This is a genomic window from Nocardia jejuensis NBRC 103114 (genome assembly GCF_001613145.1).
GTDB classification, from domain to species: Bacteria; Actinomycetota; Actinomycetes; order Mycobacteriales; family Mycobacteriaceae; genus Nocardia; species Nocardia jejuensis.
In genome coordinates this window covers 42547-60951 of the sequence record NZ_BDBU01000016.1, presented here as the reverse complement: position 1 = coordinate 60951, position 18405 = coordinate 42547, and the positions used below count along the sequence as shown (strand labels likewise).

Sequence of the window (18405 nt, the reverse complement as noted above, 5' to 3'; positions counted from 1 at the left end):
AAGGAAACTGCTAGTGACGATTTCGCGCGCAGTACGCGGCACCCTCACCGGTGTAGCCGCCGCGCTCATCGCCGTCCTCCCGGTCGCGGCCACCCCCGCGGCCATGGCGGCCCCGAGCATCGGTGTGCTGCACCAGGCTCCGGTGGGTGCGGGCTTCACGCTCCAGGCCGCGCCCAACGCACGTGACATCGGCGGTGTCTCGGCGAACGGCGGCAAGATCAAGGCCGGTCTGGTCTACCGCACCGATGCGCTGAACCGACTGACCGACGCCGATCAGCAGACGCTGACCGCGGCGGGCGTCGCGGAGGTCATCGACTTCCGCAGCCCCACCGAGCGCGCCGCCAGCCCGGACAAGATTCCGGCGTCCATCCCGGCCAAGCAGCTGGCGGTGTACGACCCGAACAACGATTTCTACGTGTTCTTCGGCAAGGCCGTGCAGGGTGGCCCCGAGCTGCAGAAGCAGCTGCTCGGCGACGGCAAGGGCGCGCAGTACATGCGTGACTACTACCGCTGGATGGTCACCGATCCGACTGCCCGCGCGCAGTTCTCGCAGGCGCTGGGGGACATCGCGAACACCTCGGGCGCGGTGCTCTACCACTGCACCGCCGGTAAGGATCGCACCGGCTGGATGACCGCCATCCTGATGAGCATCCTGGGCACCCCGTCCAACGCGATCTACGACAACTACCTGCTGTCGAACGATCGTCTGGCCGGCGCCAACAAGGCCACCCTCGATGCCCTGGTCGCTCAGGGTCTGGTCACCGACCGCACCCTGTTCGAGCCGGTGCTCGGCGTGTCGCGTGACTTCCTGGAGGCCGCCTTCAGCCAGGCCTCGCAGTCCTTCGGTTCGATGGACAAGTTCGTCTCCGAGGGTCTGGGCATCGACGCCGCGACCGTCAAGAAGCTGCAGGACAAGCTGATCGAGAAGGGCGCCGGCACCGGCTCCTTCGACACCGGCTCCTTCGGTAAGTGATTCATCCCGTAAATCCGTAATGCCGGATGCCGGCGCCGTGTGTGGGAACGGCGCCGGCATCCGTGCGTCCAGGATCGGCACCACGATGTCCAATACAGGCGACCCGGTGCCGTGCGAAAATTCCGACGGTGCAGGAGATCTGGCAGCTCGACGGACGGCGCACCCGTTCGATCAGCCCGGAGAACCCCACCGGCGAGCCCGGTGCGGGTGGCCGGGCCATCGCCGGGACGGGGGCGTTCGCGGCCGCGGGCCTCGGCCGCGGCTGGAAGGTCTCACCCTCGATCGATCTCGGACCGGGGGAAACCCACACGCTCGCAGATATTTCCGGCCCCGGCGTGATCCGGCATTTCTGGCTCACCACCGACCGCGCGCTGCTGCGGGATTTCACCCTGCAGATCTACTGGGACGACGCGCCCGAACCCGCGATCGCGGTGCCGCTGGGCGACTTCTTCTGCAACGGCTGGGATCACCTCGCGATGGTGAACTCGCAGATGATCGTGGTCGCCCCGGCAGGGGGCCTGAACAGCTACTGGCCCATGCCGTTCCACTCCCGGGCCGTGATCACCCTGCACAATGGCGCGGAGCGCCCTGCCCCGGTCTACTACCAGGTCACCTACCTCGAGGAGGAGGTGCCCGAGACCGCCGGTTATCTGCACGCGCACTGGCGATGCAGCGATCCGCTCGGCACCCCCGCGGTGCATCCGCTGGTCGAGATCTCCGGCGGCCCGGGCCGGTATGCCGGAACGTATCTGGCGATCCAGCCTCGCGCGCAAGGGTGGTGGGGTGAAGGCGAGTTGAAGTTCTATCTGGACGACGACACCGAATTCCCGACCATCTGCGGCACCGGCACCGAGGACTATTTCGGCGGCGCATGGAATTTCGACCTCGACGGCGCATATCGCCCCTACTCCACCCCCTATCTGGGCATGGTGCAGGTGCTGCCGCCGCAACGAATCTACGACCCCCAGCAGCGATTCGGTATGTACCGCTGGCACATTCCCGATCCGATCTGTTTCGAGCACGGGCTGCGCGCGACCGTGCAGGCGCTGGGCTGGCGTGAGGACGGCCACTACCTCCCACTGGACCAGGCGCTCGTGGCGACGACCGCGCTCTGGTATCACGTCCTGCCCTGATCCCCCGGTCATCGCAACTGTTCTGTCCCCCGCTCCGTTCGTGGATACCCGTAACGAATGTGAAGCAACAGAAAGAATGCGATTGCTATTGCGTAAAACGCACCGGGCGAACGACGTGCGGGTGCATGGTATTGCTATGCGCGCGTTGCTCGTCGAGAAGCCTGGACAGTTCTCGGTCGAAACCGTGCCGGACCCCATACCGGCTGCCGGGGACGCGGTGATCCGCGTCGATGCCGTGGGGATTTGCGGTACGGATATCCATATCGTCGAGGGTGAATTCCCGCCCACCCCGTATCCCATCGTGCCGGGGCACGAATTCGCCGGGGAGGTGGTCGCTCTCGGTTCGGACGCGGCCGGAGTCCGAGTGGGAGATCGCGTTGCGGTCGATCCCTCGCTCTTCTGCGGCCGCTGCCACTACTGCGCCATCGGGCGCGGCAATCTGTGCGAGAACTGGGGCGCCATCGGCGATACCGTCGACGGCGCGATGGCGGAGTACGTGAAGGTGCCCGCCGCCAACTGTTATCGGCTGCCGGGGCACGTCTCGGCCGCACACGGCGCACTGGTGGAACCACTCTCGTGCGCCGTGCACGGATTCGATGTGCTGCCACGGCAACTCGGCACCCACTACCTGATCTACGGCGCGGGCACCATGGGTCTGCTCATGGTGCAGTTGGCGATCGCCGCGGGCGCGGCGTCGGTCTCGGTGGTGGACACCAATGTGGATCGGCTCGCGGTGGCGCGCACCCTGGGCGCGGACGCCGCGGCGATCGGCGCGGACGATATGGACCGGCCCGAGGGCTGGGAGGTCGTGATCGAGTGCAGCGGAACCATCGCCGCCGTCGAGGACGGGCTCTCACGCGTGCGGCGCGGGGGTACCTATCAGCAGTTCGGGGTCGCTCCGGCGGCCGCGCGGGCGGCGGTGTCGCCGTTCCGCGTCTACAACGACGAGATCACCATCGTCGGTTCGATGGCGGTCCTGCACAGTTTCGGGCGAGCCGTGGATCTCATGGGTGAGGGCGTCATCGACGCCGACACCATGATCACCCACGACTTCGCGCTCGACGAATTCGGCGATGCCCTGCGGACTTTCCGCTCGGGCGTCGGTCGCAAGATCCAGCTGCATCCCCGACGGGCGGCCCGATAAGACGGGAAAGGCCAATGACGGTCGTTGCCGGAGTGGACTCCTCCACTCAGTCCTGCAAGATCGTGGTGTGTGACGCCGACACCGGAACGGTGTTGCGACAGCGCCAGATTCCACATCACGAGGGCACCGAGGTGCCGCCGGACATGTGGTGGGAGGCGCTACGCGCGGCATGCGATCGGATGATGAGAGATGTGGAGGCCATCGCGGTGGCCGGGCAGCAGCACGGGCTCGTCGTCCTGGACGCGGCTGGACACCCGGTCCGGGACGCGCTGCTGTGGAACGACACTCGTTCGGCCGAGGCCGCCGGGCAGCTGGTCGACGAACTGGGCGGTCCGCAGGCGTGGGCCGACGCGGTGGGCAGTGTGCCGCTGGCCGCGCACACCGTGGCCAAGCTGCGGTGGTTCGCCGACCACGAACCCCGGCTGGCCGACCGCACCGTGCGGGTCCTGCTGCCGCACGACTATCTGACCTGGCAGCTGCGCGGCGGGGATCCCGATACCGAACCCACGACCGATCGCGGCGACGCGTCGGGCACCGGCTACTGGTCCCCCGCCGAGGAGCACTACCGCACCGATCTGCTGTCGATGGCGTTCCGCGGGCGGACTCCGGATGTGCCGCGGGTGCTGGCTCCGTCCGAGGTCGCCGGGCACACCCCCGGCGGGCGGATGGTGGCCGCCGGAACCGGCGACAATGCCGCCGCCGCACTGGGTCTGGGCATCGAGGACGGCGATGTCGTGGTGTCCCTGGGCACCAGCGGCACGGTGTTCACCCGAGCCATGAGCCCCAGCGCGGATCCGTCCGGCGCGGTGAACGGCTTCGCCGATGCCACCGGCGCGTTCCTGCCGCTGGTGTGCACTCTGAACGCGGCCCGGGTGCTCGATTCCGCGGCCATCCTGCTCGGCACCGATGTGTCGGGGCTGGAAGTGCTTGCCGCGCAATCACCGGCGGGCGCCGACGGTCTCACGCTGATCCCGTATCTGACCGGTGAGCGGACTCCGAATCTGCCCAATGCCACCGGCAGCCTGCACGGTCTGCGCCCGCACACCATGCGCCCGCATCTGCTGGCGCGCGCGGCCATCGAGGGCATGCTCTGCAATATCGCCGAGGCCTTCGATCGGCTGCCGAGCACTCCGCGCCGAATCCTGTTGATCGGCGGCGCATCCCGCTCACGGCTGATCGCCCATGCGGCGGCGACCATTTTCGGGCGGACCGTCACCGTGCCCGATCCGGGCGAATACGTCGCGCTCGGAGCGGCTCGGCAGGCGGCCTGGGCGCTACGGGGCGGTCCGCGCCCGCCGCGCTGGGCGACGCCGCCGGGGACCGAGTTCTACACGCTGGTGGCCGGGGCCGGGGATGCGATTCGGCAGCGCTACACGGAAGTTCGCGATCAGCACTACCCGTAGACGACCGGACTATCCGTAGACGACCGGCCCCTCGGACAGGTATTCGTCCCAGGTCCGATGCCGGTTGATGTAGTTGCGGAGCGCGTCCCGGGTGATCTCCTGTTTCGATCGCCCTTCCGCCTCCGACTGCGCGCTCAACGCAGCCTCTTCGTCATCGCTGAGCCGCAGAGTCCATGCCACCGGCAAAGTAATACCACCTCCCACGAGTTATGTCCTCGATTCCGCGATTGCCCGGCAACCGCCGATAACCCGCAGGTGGTAGCCGATACATCGAGGCGGCGACCGATACGCCTACAGCCAGTGGCCATACGAAAAAGCCATGGTTCACCAACGGCACAGGAATTCTCCCGGTCGGCCGCACGGAGCTACCCGGCCGCGCGATGCTGTTCGGCGGCGAGGAAATGGGCGGTGGCGCGGGTGGATTCGTAGAGGGTTCGGTAGTGGCGGTAGTACGGGTCGTAGTGGGCGGTGCGGACGGGGTCGGGGTCGATGGTGGTGATGATCGGGTTCCAGGTGGAGGTGTCCATGCCGATGGCCTCGGCGGCGAGCAGTGCGTCGCCGAGTGCCGCGCCGACCGTATCGGCCGGAAGTTGCTGGGAGAGGCCGGTGACATCGGAGACGATGCGGGTCCAGAGTCCACCCTTGGTGCCGCCGCCGACCGCGACCAGCCGCGTGGCGTGCCCGCCCGCCGCGGCCATGGCCTCGAGATTGTGGCGCACACCGTAGGCGGTGCCCTCGAGCACCGCGCGGTACAGCTCGGCGCGCTGATGGGTGAGGGTGAGACCGGCGATCATGCCGCGTGCGTCGGGATCGAACAGCGGTGTGCGTTCCCCGGCGAAGTAGGGCAGCACCAGCAGCCCCCGGCTGCCCGGCGGGACGCGCGCCGCCTCGTCCACCAGTTCGCCGAAATCGCCTCCGGTGAGCGCGCGCAGCCAGTCGGTGACCGCTCCGGAGGTGGCCATGCCCGCGGCGCAGGTGTAGGTGCCGGGCCAGGTTCCGCAGGTGGTCCACAGACCCGGCTGCGGCGAGGGCGCGGTGAGCACCTGGGTCAGGAACATGGTGGTGCCGTACATGATCATGATGTCGCCGGGGGCGCGCACGCCCACACCGGCGGCCTCGGCCCAGGCGTCGATGGTGCCGGTGGTGACGGGCAATCCCGCCGGCAGGCCGGTGGCCTCGGCCGCCGCCCGGGTGACCTCTCCGACTATCTCCGCGGGCCAAGCCAATTCGGGCAGACGCAGGCCCGGCGCGACCGACTCGGCCCAGTCGATCGCCCATTCGCGGGCCATCAGGTCGTACATGGGCACGCACTGGCTCGCGGACTGGTGATCGAGCACGTACCGTCCGGTCAACCGGTGCACCAGAAACGAACTCGCCATCAACAGCATTCGCGTGTCACGCCAGACCCGCGGCTCGTTGCGCATGAGCCAGCGCACCTTCGGGCCGACCGCCTGACTGGTGAGCGGCGAGCCCGCCCGCTCCAGCACCGTCGCCGCACCCAATTCGGCTTCCAATTCGGCGATTTCGAGCCCCGCGCGGGTGTCGATGCCGTACAGGATCGCGGGCCGCAGCGGCGTGCCGTCGGCATCGGCGGCCAGCAGGCACGGCCCGATACCGCTCACCGCGAGCGCCTCGATCGGCTCGCCGTCCGCGGCCGCCACCAACTCGCGCGCGATGGCGACGAAATCAGCCCACCACACCGTCTCCGCGTCGTGCTCGGCCCAACCGGGCCTGGGCGTCGAGACCCGGTGCGGGCGTTCGACTCTCAGTTCGACCAGACCGCGCCGGTCGACCAGCACGCCCTTGGATCCCGAGGTTCCGATGTCTATGCCGAGGAGCATGTCAGCTCACTCGGGTGAAGAAGATGACGCCGATCCTGGCCATGCCTGCCTCCCCGCGCTGGGTGGACTCTCGACTTGCCCTACAGAATCCCAGCACGGTCGGTTCGCCATGCCCGAAATCAGCAGAATCGGGTTCGGTCCGGGCGGATCGGATTGTCCGCACTCCCGGAAGATAGGACCGAAGCTGACCTATATGGCCGAGACAATGGGCTCATGCCGGACATTTCACTGCGCGAGCTGAATCGCACGCTGCTGCAGCGCCAACTACTGCTGGACCGGGTCTCGATGCCTGCCGCCGACCTGGTGCGGCACTTGATCGCGGTGCAGGGGCAGGAACCGAACTGGCCGTATGTCGGGTTGTGGGCGCGGCTCACCGACTTCCGGCACGAGGATCTGATCGCGCTGCTGCAAGAGCGAAGCGTGGTGCGTGGAACCACCGTTCGCCGGACCGTGCATCTGACCGATGCTCAGGACTTCCGCTGGTTGCGGCCCACCGTGCGGCCGATGCTGGAGCAGACGGCGCGGTTGGCGTATTTCGGCGATGTCGTCGCGGGCCTGGATCTCGGCGCATTCGCCGCCGCGGGACGGGAATTGCTCACCGGCAGGACCCTGTCGCGCCGCGAACTCGGCAGGGCTTTGGTGGAACGGTTTCCCGATCGCGCGCCCGGCAAGCTGAATCACCTACTGGGAGTTCTGGTTCCCATGCTGCACGACGCCGATGCCGGACGCTGGGGGCGCTGGCGCACCAGGTACGTCTCGGTGTCTTTGGCCGAGGAGTGGATCGGCGCGCCGCTCGCCGACTCCCCGCAGCCGGAGACACTGGTGCTGCGCTACCTCGCGGCCTACGGTCCGGCGACCGCCGCCGATGTGCAGGCGTTCTCCGGGGTGACCCGGCTGGCGGAAGTCATCGCGCGCCTGCGCCCCCGGCTGCGGGTCTATCGCGACGAGACCGGTCGCGAACTCTTCGACCTCGCCGATGCCGTCCTCGCCGATCCCGATCTACCCGCGCCGGTGCGCTTCCTGCCCGCGTTCGACAATTCCCTGCTGGGGCACCGTGACCGCAGCCGCATCTTCAGCGACGAGGATCGCGCCCGCATCGCCAAGGAGGCCTCCGCGGGCGTGCCGATGTATCTGGTCGACGGATTCGTGCACGGTCGATGGGCACTGGACGGGAACACGGTTCGCATCACCCCGTGGCATCCGCTCTCCCCCGCCGACGAGGACGCCGTCCGCGCCGAGGCCGACTCGCTGTTCCCGGTGATCACTCCGGGCGAGGACGGCAAGGTCGTCATCGAGCGCCGCTGACGCGAGAGCGCCGCGGCACGGCGACTCGGTTCCCGATTTCGGCGGGCCGGATTCGCGAAGACCCCCGCGCCACCGGTATCGCCGAGCCGGTTAGTCCGCGTGTTTCCTGGTCGACGGGTCTGCCGCACCCGTTGTGTCGTGCTAATACCCTTGCCCATAACGATAATTCGTGCAGGAATCAACCAGGTTTGCCGAAATGTTTTCGGGCGCTTACCTTGACTGGCGTGTTGTATGGGCGTGGCTTCGAGGAAAGCAAGATTCGGGGGCTGCTCGACGACGCGGCCGGGAGTTCGAGCGGGTCACTGGTCGTCGTGTCCGAACCGGGACTGGGTAAGTCCGCGCTGCTCGAGCACGCGGCGAACTCGGTGGACGAGAGCTGGCAGGTGTTGCGGTGCACCGGAGTCAAGTGTGAGTCCGAGTTGCCGTTCGCCGGGCTGCAAATGCTCGTCGGGCCGCTGACGGCGCCCTTCGAGGCGCTACCGGAACGGCAGGCCGACGCGCTGCGGGGTGCGCTCGGAGTCGGCGCGGCGCCGCGCACCGGGGACCGATTCCTCGTCGGGCTCGGAATGCTGGCGCTGCTGGCCGAGATTTCCGCCGCCGGACCGCTGCTGTGCCTGATCGACGACGCGCAGTGGGTGGATCAGCCGTCCATTCAAGCCCTGCTGTTCGCCGCCCGCAGGCTGGGCGACGAACCGGTCGTGATGCTGTTCGCCGGGCGTGAGGAGTTCGCCGCCCAGGGCGTGCCGGAGCTGCGATTGACCGCTCTCGACACGCGCGCCGCGCGAAAGCTCCTGGCGGACAAGTTCCCCGAACTGACTCCCGAAATTCGCGACCGGGTGCTCGCGGAGGCGGCGGGCAATCCCCTGGCGCTGCTGGAAATGCCGGCCATGGACCTGGACCTGCTGCCCGTCGGCCCACTGCCCCTGCCGGATCGGCTGCGCAGTGGCTACGAGCGCGCGCTCGCGGGTCAGCCCGACCGGGTGCGCACCGCGCTGCTCGTCGCGGCCGCGGAGGAGACCGGCGATCTGGGCCTGGTGCTGCGCGTCCTGGCCGCGCTCGGGCTGACCGACGAGGCATTGGCCGCCGCGGAATCGACCGGCATGCTGCTGATCTCGGAGCAGGCGATCAGCTTCCGGCATCCGCTCAGGCGCGCGGCGGTCTACGAGTCGGCGGACTTCACCCGGCGCAGGAGCGTTCACGCCGCCATCGCCGCCGCGATCACCGAGGATGCCGATCGCCGCGCCTGGCATCTCGCCGCCGCCGCGAACGGACCCGACGAGCAGGTCGCCGCGGCGCTCGAGGAGGCCGCCGAGCATGCCCGGTTCCGGACCGGATATGCCACGGCCGCAGTCGCTCTGGAACGGTCGGCGCGATTGTCCCCGGAGCCGGACGAGCGACAGCGCCGATTGGCGCTCGCGGTCGAGGCCGCCATGGACTCGGGACGCCACGAGCGGGCGCTGCGGCTCATCGCCGACACCGAACAGACCTCGCCGAGTCCGATCGTGCGGGCTCGGCTCACCGCGGCCCGCGCGCGCATCGAGATCGAACACGGCTCTCTGCGTACCGCATACGAGCTTCTCACCGCGGGCACGGCCCAGGTCCGCGGATCGGACCCGGACCTGGCCGCGCGCATGCTGGTCGAGGCGGCGCACGCCGCGTGGACCGCGGGTGATCTGCCGGCGGTGGCCGCGGTGCGCGCCCGACTCGCCGAGCTGGACGCCGACTCCGCGCTGCTCGATCTCATCGACGGCCCGCTGGCGCTGCATTCAGCGGATCCGGCGGCCGGAGTGCGGTTGATTCGCGCGAATGCCGCACGCACCGAAGCGATTCCGGGCGAGGGCCCCGCGATCCGACTCGATGTGGCATTGCAGTCCCTCGTGACCGGCGATCTGGACGAGGCCCGACATCTACTGTCGGACTTGACCACCGAGTGCCGGGATCGAGGGATGGTGGGCTGGTTGCCCGCGATCGGTTGCGGGCTGGGGAAATCGGAACTGCTGCTCGGCCGATTCCGGGAGGCGGAAGCCGCGCTGACCGATGCCCTGCGGATCGCCGAGGACATCGGCCAGCCGGACCGGGTCGGCCAGGCACAGGCCATCCTGTCCGTTCTCGCGGCCTATCGGGGCGAGGATGACCGGTGCCGCACGCTCGCGCGCAGTGCGCTGCGGCAGGCAGATCGAGGCTCCAACTCCGTGGTCGCCGCGCACGGCGGATGGGCGCTGGCCCTGCTCGACCTGGGGTACGGGCGGTACGAGCAGGCCCTGGACCGACTCGAGGCGATGTACCGCAATCCGAATCACGCTCTCGGCCAATGGATTCATCTGATGAGCGACCGGGTTGAGGCCGCGGCGCGATTACGCTCCCCCGAACGGGCGGCCCAGCCGCTGGCCATCCTCGAGGGTTGGCTGGCCGCCACCGGATCGACCTGGGTGCAGGCCCACGTCCTGCGCTGCCGGGGCCTGCTCGAGAACAACGGCGAGCTGTTCGCCGAGGCCATGAAAATACATGTCACCCAAGGACGTTCGTTCGATCAGGCCCGCACCGGTCTGCTGTACGGGGAATGGCTGCGGCGCGAGCGATACAAGAGCGAGGCCCGCGCCGAACTGCGCACGGCCCTGGAGATCTTCGAGCGATTGCGTGCCGAGCCGTGGGCCGAACGCACCCGCGCCGAGCTGCGGGCCGCCGGAGCCGGTGCGGCGCAGAGCGAGCGGGCCGCCTCGGATCCGGCCGCCGTACTCACCGCACAGGAGTTCCAGGTGGTCCAGCTCGCCGCCGCCGGCGCGACGAACAAGGAGATCGGAGCCCGGCTGTTCCTGAGCCCGAAAACCGTGGGGAACCATCTCTATCGGGCGTATCCGAAACTCGGTGTCACGAACCGGGTCGAACTGGCTCGACTGGAGTGGGAATGAACCGCGGTGCGGGAGCCGCCTGCGGGCTCCGGCTGAAAAGCACCAGCGCCCAGGTGAAGCTCACGAACGCGACCAGGTTCGCCAGCGCCCGCACGATGTTCCACACCACCCAGGTGTCCTCGAAATCCGAGCGGACCGCGGCCAGGTCGATCTGGTTCAGATCACCCACGGCCAGTTGGTCGTTCAACGGCACATTGATACCGCTCGTCACACCCAGCATCACCACATAGGACGCCACCCCGGCCACGAGCCACAGCCGCAGCCGGGCGCTCACCTCGGGCCACAGACCCAGCATCGCGATCACACCACTCATCAGGCCGCCGAAGAACAGCGTCATGAACAGCGGATTCACGATGACCACATTGATGTTTCGCATGACCTCGACGAAGGCGTGATCGTCGCTGCGCTTCAGGCCGGGCATCACCGAGTACGCGAAGCCCGCGAACAAGCCCGCCGTCAGGCCGGAGGTGAGCGTGGCCACGACCAGCGCGCCGGTCTTCCAATTCTTCACAATCGTTCCCCTTCGTTCTCGGGTGTGGGTCCGGTGCGAACTACCAGCCCCACGGGGGCATGGCGGGCCGATGGCAGTCGCAGTCTCTGCGAAACACCGCGCGCATCTCGGCGCGGTGGATCGGGAAGTTGGCGCGAAAGACGGTGTACGGGTCGCGGATTCGCTTGAGGTCGCTGAGGCGATCGACGGTCGGGCCGTCGAAGGCGGCCGCGATGCTCTCGCCGGGGATCAGCGAGGTGAACGGCTTACGCGCGCCGATCCGCCCGCCCAGGCCGACGACTATGCGGCGCTGGGTGTCCCGCACTGTCCGCGCCGTGGCCGGGCTGGTCGCGAGACCGTGCAGGTGAACCGAAAAAGGTTCGGCCACAGCGGGATGCGCGCCCGAGTGCGGTTCGGCGAACGCGCCGCCGAGCAGGCGCACCTGCACGCCGATCAGCGGGCTGATCGATTCGGCGAACAGGATCTCCACGGCCTCGTCGTCCAGCTCGGTCAACAGCTCCGACCGGGTGATTCCCGGTCCCGGATCGACCGGTTCCGAGGTCAGCGCACCGAGATTCGAGGGGGTCAGCGGACCACGGGTGTCCGCGACCGGAGCGTCGATGGCGTCGAAACCCCGCAGCAGCGCACGCGCCTCGTCGGCGTCGCCCAGGTAGGTGGCGGCGATCGCGATCCGGCCCTCGGCCCCCGGCAGCTGCCGCCGCTCGGCCCACACCGACAGCTCCGGCGGAGCGTGCCGGACGATCTCCCGATAGGCGGCGAGCACCTCACCGGTCCGGTCCGCGCTCCACATGAGTTGCCCGCCGTACAGATTCGGCGCGGGATACAACTCGAGCTCCATGCCGGTGACGATCACGAGGTCGCCGCCCCCGCCGCGCAGCGCCCAGAACAGTTCGGGATCGGAATCGGACGTGACCCGCGCTCGCGCACCCTCGGCGTCGACCACGTCGAAGGCGCGCACGCCCGCGGAGGCGAGGCCGTACTTGCGGCCGAACCACGACATTCCGCCGCCCAGCGTGGAGCCCACCACATTGACCACCGGCGAATTCCCGGCCGGGCCGATCAAGCCGTGCGGCTCGGCCGCCGCGAGCAGTTGCCCCCAGGAGACGCCCGCGCCGATCCGGGCGATGCGCCGCGCCGGATCGATCCGGATCTCGTCGAAGCGGCTGGTGCGCAACAGAATCACGCCCGCGGTATTGCCGGACGCGCAGGATCCGGTGGGTTGCACCGCCACCGTGGAGCTGGTTCGGCGCGCGTAGCGCACCAGCGCGACCACGTCCTCGACGTCCCGAGCCTCCACGACCGCCGCCACCGGCTGCTCGACCGTGAGATGCCACGCCTGGCGGGCCACGTCGAATCCACGTTCACCCGGCAGCCAGACCCGGCCCTCGACGACCGTGCGCAATTCGTATTTGGTCATCCTCGACACTCCGGTGTGGTGATCGTCGACGCGTCAGGCCGCGAGCAGCAGTGCGCCACTGAGCACCACGACCACGGCGGTGGCGAAGTGGATGCCGAAGGCGGCGGCCTTGGTGCCCCCGTTGCGCAGCACGATCGCGGTGTCGCCGAACGGAGTCAGCGACACCGCCAGCATGGCCCAGCCCGCCGGATGCGCTCCGGCGAAGGCCAGCACCGCCAACCCGATCACCCCGGAGGTGACGTCGCGCAGACCTTTGACCGTGAGGTACGTACCGGCATCGCCGTCGGACCGAGCGGGGACGCCGAAGGCCGTGGCCGCGGCGTCGGGAACCAGGAAGAATCGGACTCCGATGAAGATGATCGTGAGGTCGAGCACGATGGCGAGTCCGTAGGCGATGGGGCTGAGCACGTTTCTCCTTGTTCACTGGTGGTGAGGAGAAACGTATGGCGGAACACAGGTCCGCGGTATGGGGCGATTGCCCTAATTACCGTGCCCTAGTCCGGCTTGTTCCAGACCAGGAGATACCGCCAGAACAGCAGGCGTCGCACTCGCGCGCCGGACAGCAGCGCGGTCGCCTGTTCGCGCACCTGGTGTGTGGTCAGCGGCGGGTCGAGCAGCACCGGCATCTCATCGTGTGTCGATTCCCTGGCGTACCAGCTCCCGCGACCGATCGTCCGCAGCGCCGCGAAGGTGAGCGTGCCGACCCGCTGCGCGAGGAACGCGGCCAGTTCCACCGGAATATCGCGAACCGGATCGAATTTCGGCAGTGCGATGGCCACGAGCACTCCGCCCGGACGCAGGGCGCGATCCAGGATCGGCAGCACCTGCGGCAGCGGGAGATGATGCAGCGCGGTGACAGACACGATCGCGTCGTAACTCCCGGCGGGCAGCGGCTCGGTCAGAATGTCGCCGAGAATGCAGGTGACGTTCACCGGGACCGTGCGCCGCGCCTGGGCGATCATCACCTCGGACCGGTCGATGGCATCCACCCGACCGCCCCGGGCGGCCACCTTGCTCGCGAAAACCCCAGCGCCACAACCGACGTCGAGAACACGGGTCGCCGACGCCGGAATTCTCCGCAGCAGCAGGCGGTGATAGAACGCGTTGTGATCCCACAGATTCCTGGTCACCCAGCTCACCCGCGCAACCCTACCGACACTCGGATAACCGGCCTCTCCCCCACCGAAATCGGTTTCGGTCGGACCACCCCACTAGGCTGTCGGAATGAACGACGACCACCACCCCTCATGTCCGCAGTGCGGCACCCCGGCGACGCCGGTCCATTACGGCCTCCCCGCCGCCGCTGCCTCCGAGCAGGCCGCCCGGGGTGAAATCGTGGTCGGCGGCGGTGTCCTGGGAGCCGGCTCTCCCCGCTGGGCCTGCACCCGCTGCGACACCCGCTTCGGCGACATCCGCCCCCTTTTCTCTTCCGGAAACTGACCTCTCGATACCCGAATAACCCGATCCAGCAACACCTTTCGGTCGCCCGTCGGTGGGGGAACAACCACGGCCGACCGCTTCACCAGCCCACGAGGCACACCTGGGGTACGCGACACGCGCCCCGAAAGCCGCCCCACCGCGAGCACCCGCCACACCTTGCGCTACAGTTGCTCTCACAACGACGCGGGGTGGAGCAGCTCGGTAGCTCGCTGGGCTCATAACCCAGAGGTCGCAGGTTCAAATCCTGTCCCCGCTACTACGAAAGGCCCGGAACCATTGGTTCCGGGCCTTTTTCGCGTCGATTCGACACCCACTGATCAGCCAGGGCCGATCCGAGCGCGGCCTTCGGCCGTGACGACGTCCTTCGCCGGTCGGCCATTCCTTCTGTCCTCGAACAACTTTCGCGCATGCCCAGAACTCGTTCTGCCTCAGTGCTTCTACACATCCCCCTTCGCAACCGCGGTCGCCCGACACCCGGCAGGTCCGTCGTAGATGTGATCGGGACCGCTATCGCGTACCCCCTGTGACCCATCCCCTATGCGGAGCGGGTACTCCGCTTCAGATGCTACTTTTCTCAGCATCCGGAGTCTGTTCTCCGGTTCGACGAGGAGTCTTGAATGGAAACCGCCCGTCGAGCGCACTATCAGGTGACGTTCGTAGTTCTCGCGCTCGGGGTCGGCGCTTTCGCGCTGTTGCAGTCGCTGGTGATGCCCGTATTGCCGACCATCCAGGAATCGCTGGGTACCAGCCAGACCGATGTCACGTGGGTGCTGACGGCGTATCTGTTGTCGGCGTCGATCTTCACGCCGATCATGGGCCGCCTCGGTGACATGCACGGTAAGAAGCGGCTGTTCGTGATCGCGCTGGTGGCGCTCGGAGTGGGCTCGCTGCTCGCCGCACTGGCCACCAGCCTGTCGGTCATGATCGTGGCGCGGGCGATCCAGGGCATCGGTGGCGGTGTGCTGCCCTTGGCATTCGGCATCATTCGCGATGAGTTCCCCGGGGAGAAGGTGCCCGGCGCGGTCGGCATCATCGCGGCTCTGACCGCGGTGGGCGCGGGTCTCGGAATCGTGTTCGCCGGCCCGATCGTCGACGTGCTGAGCTACCACTGGCTGTTCTGGATCCCGCTCGTCATGATCGCCATCGGCGCGGCGGCGGCGTACTTCCTGATCCCGGAGTCGCAGAACCGCAACGAGGGCAAGGTCAACTGGGCCACGGCGCTGTTGCTGTCCGGGTGGCTGGTCGCGCTGCTGCTGGCGGTGAGTCAGGCGCCGAGCTGGGGTTGGGGTTCGCCCAAGGTGCTGGGCCTGCTGGTGGCCGCGGTGATCATCCTGGTCACCTGGGTGGTCGCCGAGACGCGCTCGGCCAATCCGCTCATCGACATGAAGATGATGCGGATTCGTACGGTGTGGGCGGCGAACCTGGTGGCCCTGCTGATGGGTGTCGGCATGTACGCGAACTTCGGTTTCCTGCCCCAGTTCCTGCAGACTCCGACCTCGGCCGGTTACGGCTTCGGCGCGTCGGTGACCCGGTCCGGTCTGATGCTGCTGCCGATGACCGTCGGAATGTTCTTGCTGGGCTTGGCATCCGGGCCGCTGGCAGCACGCTTCGGTTCCAAGAACGTGCTGTTCGCCGGCTCGCTGATCGGCGCTGTCGGCTACTTCATGCTGGCGTTCCTGCACGACTACGAGATCGACATCTACATCGCGATGGCCATCATCGGCATCGGCTTCGGCGTGGCCTTCTCGGCCATGTCCAATGTCGTCGTGGCCGCCGTGTCACCGGCGCAGACCGGCGTCGCCAGCGGTATGAACGCCAATATTCGGACCATCGGCGGTTCGCTCGGCGCCGCGTTCATGGCCAGCGTCATCAGCATCGGGGCCGCGCCCTCGGGCCTGCCGAAGGAATCCGGCTACACCAACGGATTCGTGATGCTCGGCATCGCGGTCGCCCTGGCCGCCTTCGCCGCACTGTTCATCCCCGCGATCGCACGGAACCGGGACTCGCGTCTCGAGGATCCGGCCGAGCTCGCCCACGGCGAATTGGCGCTGGTCGCGGGCGGTACCGTAGTGGGCGATGAATCCGAATGAGCCCAAGGTTCTGCGCCGCGACGCCGCGCAGAACCGGCAACGGCTCCTGGACGCGGCCGAGCTGGTCTTCACCGAGTCCGGGATGGACGCCAGCGTCGATGAGATCGCCCGCGTCGCCGGAGTCGGAATGGGCACGCTCTACCGCCGTTTTCCCACCAAGGACGCACTGATCAGCGCCCTGGTCCGCAAGCTCCTGGACGACCTGGTGGTCATCGCGAACACGGCGCGCGACCGCACCGACGGCCGCGGCCTGGAACAGCTGCTCTACCGGACGGGCGAGGTCATCGCCTCCCAACGGGGCTGCCTCCCGCGCCTGTGGAACGACGAGGAAACCCAGGCCCTCAAGGCCGAATACTGGCGAATCGTTGCCGAATTGCTGGTCGCGGCCAAGGCCGCGGGCCACATTCGCGAAGACCTCACCGACACCGACCTCGAGGTCCAATTCTGGGCGATGCGCGGCGTGATCGAGACAACCCGCGGCGTCGCCGACACCGCGTGGAAACGCCATCTGGCCCTGTGCATCGCCGGAATGCGCCCTGGCGCAGAGGAACTCGTAGAGGAACCCCTCGACGAACAACTCGCGTTCCGAGCCAGGGCCCGCCTGCATTCGCGTGGCCACACCACCGAGAGCCACTCGCCCGAGTAGTCCGGCCGCGCGAGTTCAGCTCTCGATGGTGCGGGTCATGAGACGGTGTTCAACGCGGGCACTTGCCAGCTGCCGTCGATGACGTTGTCCTTCGGTGAATACATGCGCAGGGTGAGAGAGAAGGGACCGGCGGCCGGGATGGGCAGCCAATTGCCCTGCGGCACATCGGGTCCCGGGTCCGCGTTCTGGACCACCAGGTTCAGTGAACCATCCGGATCGAGTGTGACCGGCACCTGGTGGCCGATGGCGTAGATGGCCGCCGAATTCGGGATCAGGAAGCCGTCGGCGTCGTAGGCGGTGATCGACCAGAACGCGTCGACCGGCGGGGTTTGTCCCGCAGCGAAGCGCAGCCGGAAGCGCTTGGGTGTGCCGTTGGTGTCGGCGGTGGTGAAGATCGTCGGGTAGACCGCGTCCCGTGGAAGATTCGCCCCCAGCCCCTGCAGAGCGATATTGGCGCGCAACAGGTAGTCGGTGCCGTAGGTGCCTACGTCGGTGGCGAATTTCCAGCCGTTCTCATCTTTCTGCTCGGGATCGTCGAACTGCTGAATCCGCTGTGCGGCCGCACTTGCCGCCGCGGTGAGATCCTCGGCAGAGATACCGGTCACGGTGCCGCCGGGTGTGACGCCGATCTTGGCGAACCGGCTCATCGCATCGGCGTCGGCGGCTGCGGGCGGATTCACCGCCAGTAGCGCGTCGACGCGCTGGAAGAACGCCGCGGCGTCCATCGCGGCAACCTCCTTGACCGGCGGCATGGAGGTGTCCGCCGGTACGGTCGGTGCGACCGGAGCATCGCGCCCGGCCGTCCAGTCGCTCAGTGGTACCAGCTTCATCTTCTGTTGCACGGCTTCGACATTGGGGATGTCGTCATTGCCGTTGACTTCGATGCGCCCCAGAATCCAGGCCGTCGGCGTCGGCACGGCCAATTGCGTGACGCTGTCGGGCAGGCTGCCCGACCAGCCCGGCCCGGTCAGCGCGTAGGTGTAGGGCGGGGCACTCGCACCCGATTTCACCTGTGGCCGAACGCTTCCCGGGTCGTGCTGGGTGTTGCTCCACGCGTCCATGATCTGCATGAGCCAGTACCGGTTGTCCGGCACCTCGGGTATCTGCAGCACGACCGGCTCGGCCGCGAGATCCAGCCAGGCCATCGAGTACAGGGTGTCGAGGTTGAGCCGGACCACGTCCCGGCGCTCCGGACCGGGCAGGGTGGTGGCGTGCTGGAACCGATTGACTGGTGTCACCGCCTCCGCCTGTGTCCGGGTGACGTCCATGAGCACCAGCGGATATCCGAATACGTAGGCGTCGATGGCAATCGACTTGGGGTCCTCGGATCCGGAACCGGCGGCACTCGACCCGGAACCGCTGTCCGAGGATGTGTTGTCCGAGGAGCAGGCCGCCAGCGCGAAGGCCGCGGTACCCGCCGCGGCGAGCCCGAAGAACGAGCGTCGCGACCGCCCACCCCGGGCGCCTGACCCGGTTCCCCGCTGGGCGACTTCCCGGTCTTCACGCATGATTCTCCTCTGGACGGCAGGTCTCGGGACAGAGCGTGAGGCGCAGTGCGGTATCGCTGTTGGAACCGGAAATCAGTCGGATGTC

General features: G+C 68.1%; 16 protein-coding genes and 1 tRNA gene. 10 read left to right on the top strand and 7 right to left on the bottom strand.

The genetic code is table 11. The features are described 5' to 3' along the window. The first annotated feature begins 13 nt into the window (after positions 1-13). From NJ1_RS12340 to xylB, 4 genes are all read left to right on the top strand, one after another. Positions 14-973, top strand: a complete 960-nt coding sequence (locus tag NJ1_RS12340) for a tyrosine-protein phosphatase (protein ID WP_245717348.1) — start codon at positions 14-16, stop codon at positions 971-973. 128 nt (positions 974-1101) lie between these two features. Beyond that, positions 1102-2106, top strand: a complete 1005-nt coding sequence (locus NJ1_RS12335; RefSeq protein WP_067692193.1) for a glycoside hydrolase family 172 protein — start codon at positions 1102-1104, stop codon at positions 2104-2106. Positions 2107-2242: 136 nt separating this feature from the next. After that, positions 2243-3250, top strand: a complete 1008-nt coding sequence (locus tag NJ1_RS12330) for a zinc-dependent alcohol dehydrogenase family protein (RefSeq protein ID WP_067692191.1) — start codon at positions 2243-2245, stop codon at positions 3248-3250. Between the two features lie 14 nt (positions 3251-3264). Next, positions 3265-4653, top strand: coding sequence for a xylulokinase (gene xylB, locus NJ1_RS12325; protein ID WP_067692190.1), 1389 nt, complete (start codon positions 3265-3267; stop codon positions 4651-4653). Positions 4654-4662: 9 nt separating this feature from the next. Here the strand turns inward: xylB and NJ1_RS37915 are convergent, their stop codons facing one another. Continuing rightward, positions 4663-4833: a ribbon-helix-helix domain-containing protein gene (locus tag NJ1_RS37915; protein WP_157573918.1), complete on the bottom strand. Its 171-nt coding sequence runs from the start codon at positions 4831-4833 to the stop codon at positions 4663-4665. Positions 4834-5018: 185 nt separating this feature from the next. After that, a complete protein-coding gene (locus NJ1_RS12320; RefSeq protein ID WP_067692187.1) occupies positions 5019-6494 on the bottom strand; it encodes an FGGY-family carbohydrate kinase in 1476 nt (491 codons plus the stop codon). 213 nt (positions 6495-6707) lie between these two features. Here NJ1_RS12320 and NJ1_RS12315 point away from each other — a divergent pair, with 213 nt between their 5' ends. Together NJ1_RS12315 and NJ1_RS12310 are read left to right on the top strand one after the other, a co-directional pair. After that, positions 6708-7799 (top strand): winged helix DNA-binding domain-containing protein, encoded by a 1092-nt coding sequence (locus tag NJ1_RS12315; protein ID WP_067692184.1) that lies wholly within the window; start codon positions 6708-6710, stop codon positions 7797-7799. A gap of 224 nt (positions 7800-8023) precedes the next feature. After that, a complete protein-coding gene (locus tag NJ1_RS12310) occupies positions 8024-10708 on the top strand; it encodes an AAA family ATPase (RefSeq protein WP_067692181.1) in 2685 nt (894 codons plus the stop codon). Here the strand turns inward: NJ1_RS12310 and NJ1_RS12305 are convergent. From NJ1_RS12305 to NJ1_RS12290, 4 genes are all read right to left on the bottom strand, one after another. Then, complete coding sequence (locus NJ1_RS12305; RefSeq protein ID WP_067692179.1) at positions 10668-11219, bottom strand: anthrone oxygenase family protein; 552 nt, start codon at positions 11217-11219, stop codon at positions 10668-10670. The two genes, NJ1_RS12310 and NJ1_RS12305, sit on opposite strands and share 41 nt — an antisense overlap. Positions 11220-11259: 40 nt before the next feature. Further along, the gene (locus NJ1_RS12300) at positions 11260-12636 is read right to left on the bottom strand and encodes an FAD-binding oxidoreductase (protein WP_067692175.1); all 1377 of its coding nucleotides are present in this window, start codon (positions 12634-12636) and stop codon (positions 11260-11262) included. A 33-nt stretch (positions 12637-12669) separates the two neighbouring features. Then, on the bottom strand, positions 12670-13044 hold the full coding sequence (locus NJ1_RS12295; RefSeq protein WP_067692172.1) for a DUF4267 domain-containing protein: 375 nt from the start codon (positions 13042-13044) through the stop codon (positions 12670-12672). 86 nt (positions 13045-13130) lie between these two features. Beyond that, a complete protein-coding gene (locus NJ1_RS12290) occupies positions 13131-13775 on the bottom strand; it encodes a class I SAM-dependent methyltransferase (RefSeq protein ID WP_067692169.1) in 645 nt (214 codons plus the stop codon). 85 nt (positions 13776-13860) lie between these two features. Here NJ1_RS12290 and NJ1_RS38965 point away from each other — a divergent pair, with 85 nt between their 5' ends. The 4 genes from NJ1_RS38965 to NJ1_RS12275 all read left to right on the top strand — a co-directional run bounded on the left by NJ1_RS38965 (position 13861) and on the right by NJ1_RS12275 (position 16812). Next, a complete protein-coding gene (locus NJ1_RS38965; RefSeq protein ID WP_157573917.1) occupies positions 13861-14076 on the top strand; it encodes a hypothetical protein in 216 nt (71 codons plus the stop codon). Between the two features lie 182 nt (positions 14077-14258). Beyond that, a tRNA-Met gene (locus NJ1_RS12285) sits at positions 14259-14332 on the top strand. Positions 14333-14693: 361 nt separating this feature from the next. Beyond that, positions 14694-16166, top strand: a complete 1473-nt coding sequence (locus NJ1_RS12280) for an MFS transporter (RefSeq protein ID WP_067692165.1) — start codon at positions 14694-14696, stop codon at positions 16164-16166. Further along, complete coding sequence (locus NJ1_RS12275; RefSeq protein WP_067692162.1) at positions 16153-16812, top strand: TetR/AcrR family transcriptional regulator; 660 nt, start codon at positions 16153-16155, stop codon at positions 16810-16812. The genes NJ1_RS12280 and NJ1_RS12275 overlap by 14 nt, the downstream gene beginning before the upstream one ends. A gap of 35 nt (positions 16813-16847) precedes the next feature. Here the strand turns inward: NJ1_RS12275 and NJ1_RS12270 are convergent, their stop codons facing one another. Next, positions 16848-18320 carry a DUF1254 domain-containing protein gene (locus NJ1_RS12270; RefSeq protein WP_084478056.1) on the bottom strand — a complete coding sequence of 491 codons (1473 nt, stop codon included), beginning with the start codon at positions 18318-18320 and terminating at the stop codon, positions 16848-16850. Between the last annotated feature and the right edge of the window lie 85 nt (positions 18321-18405).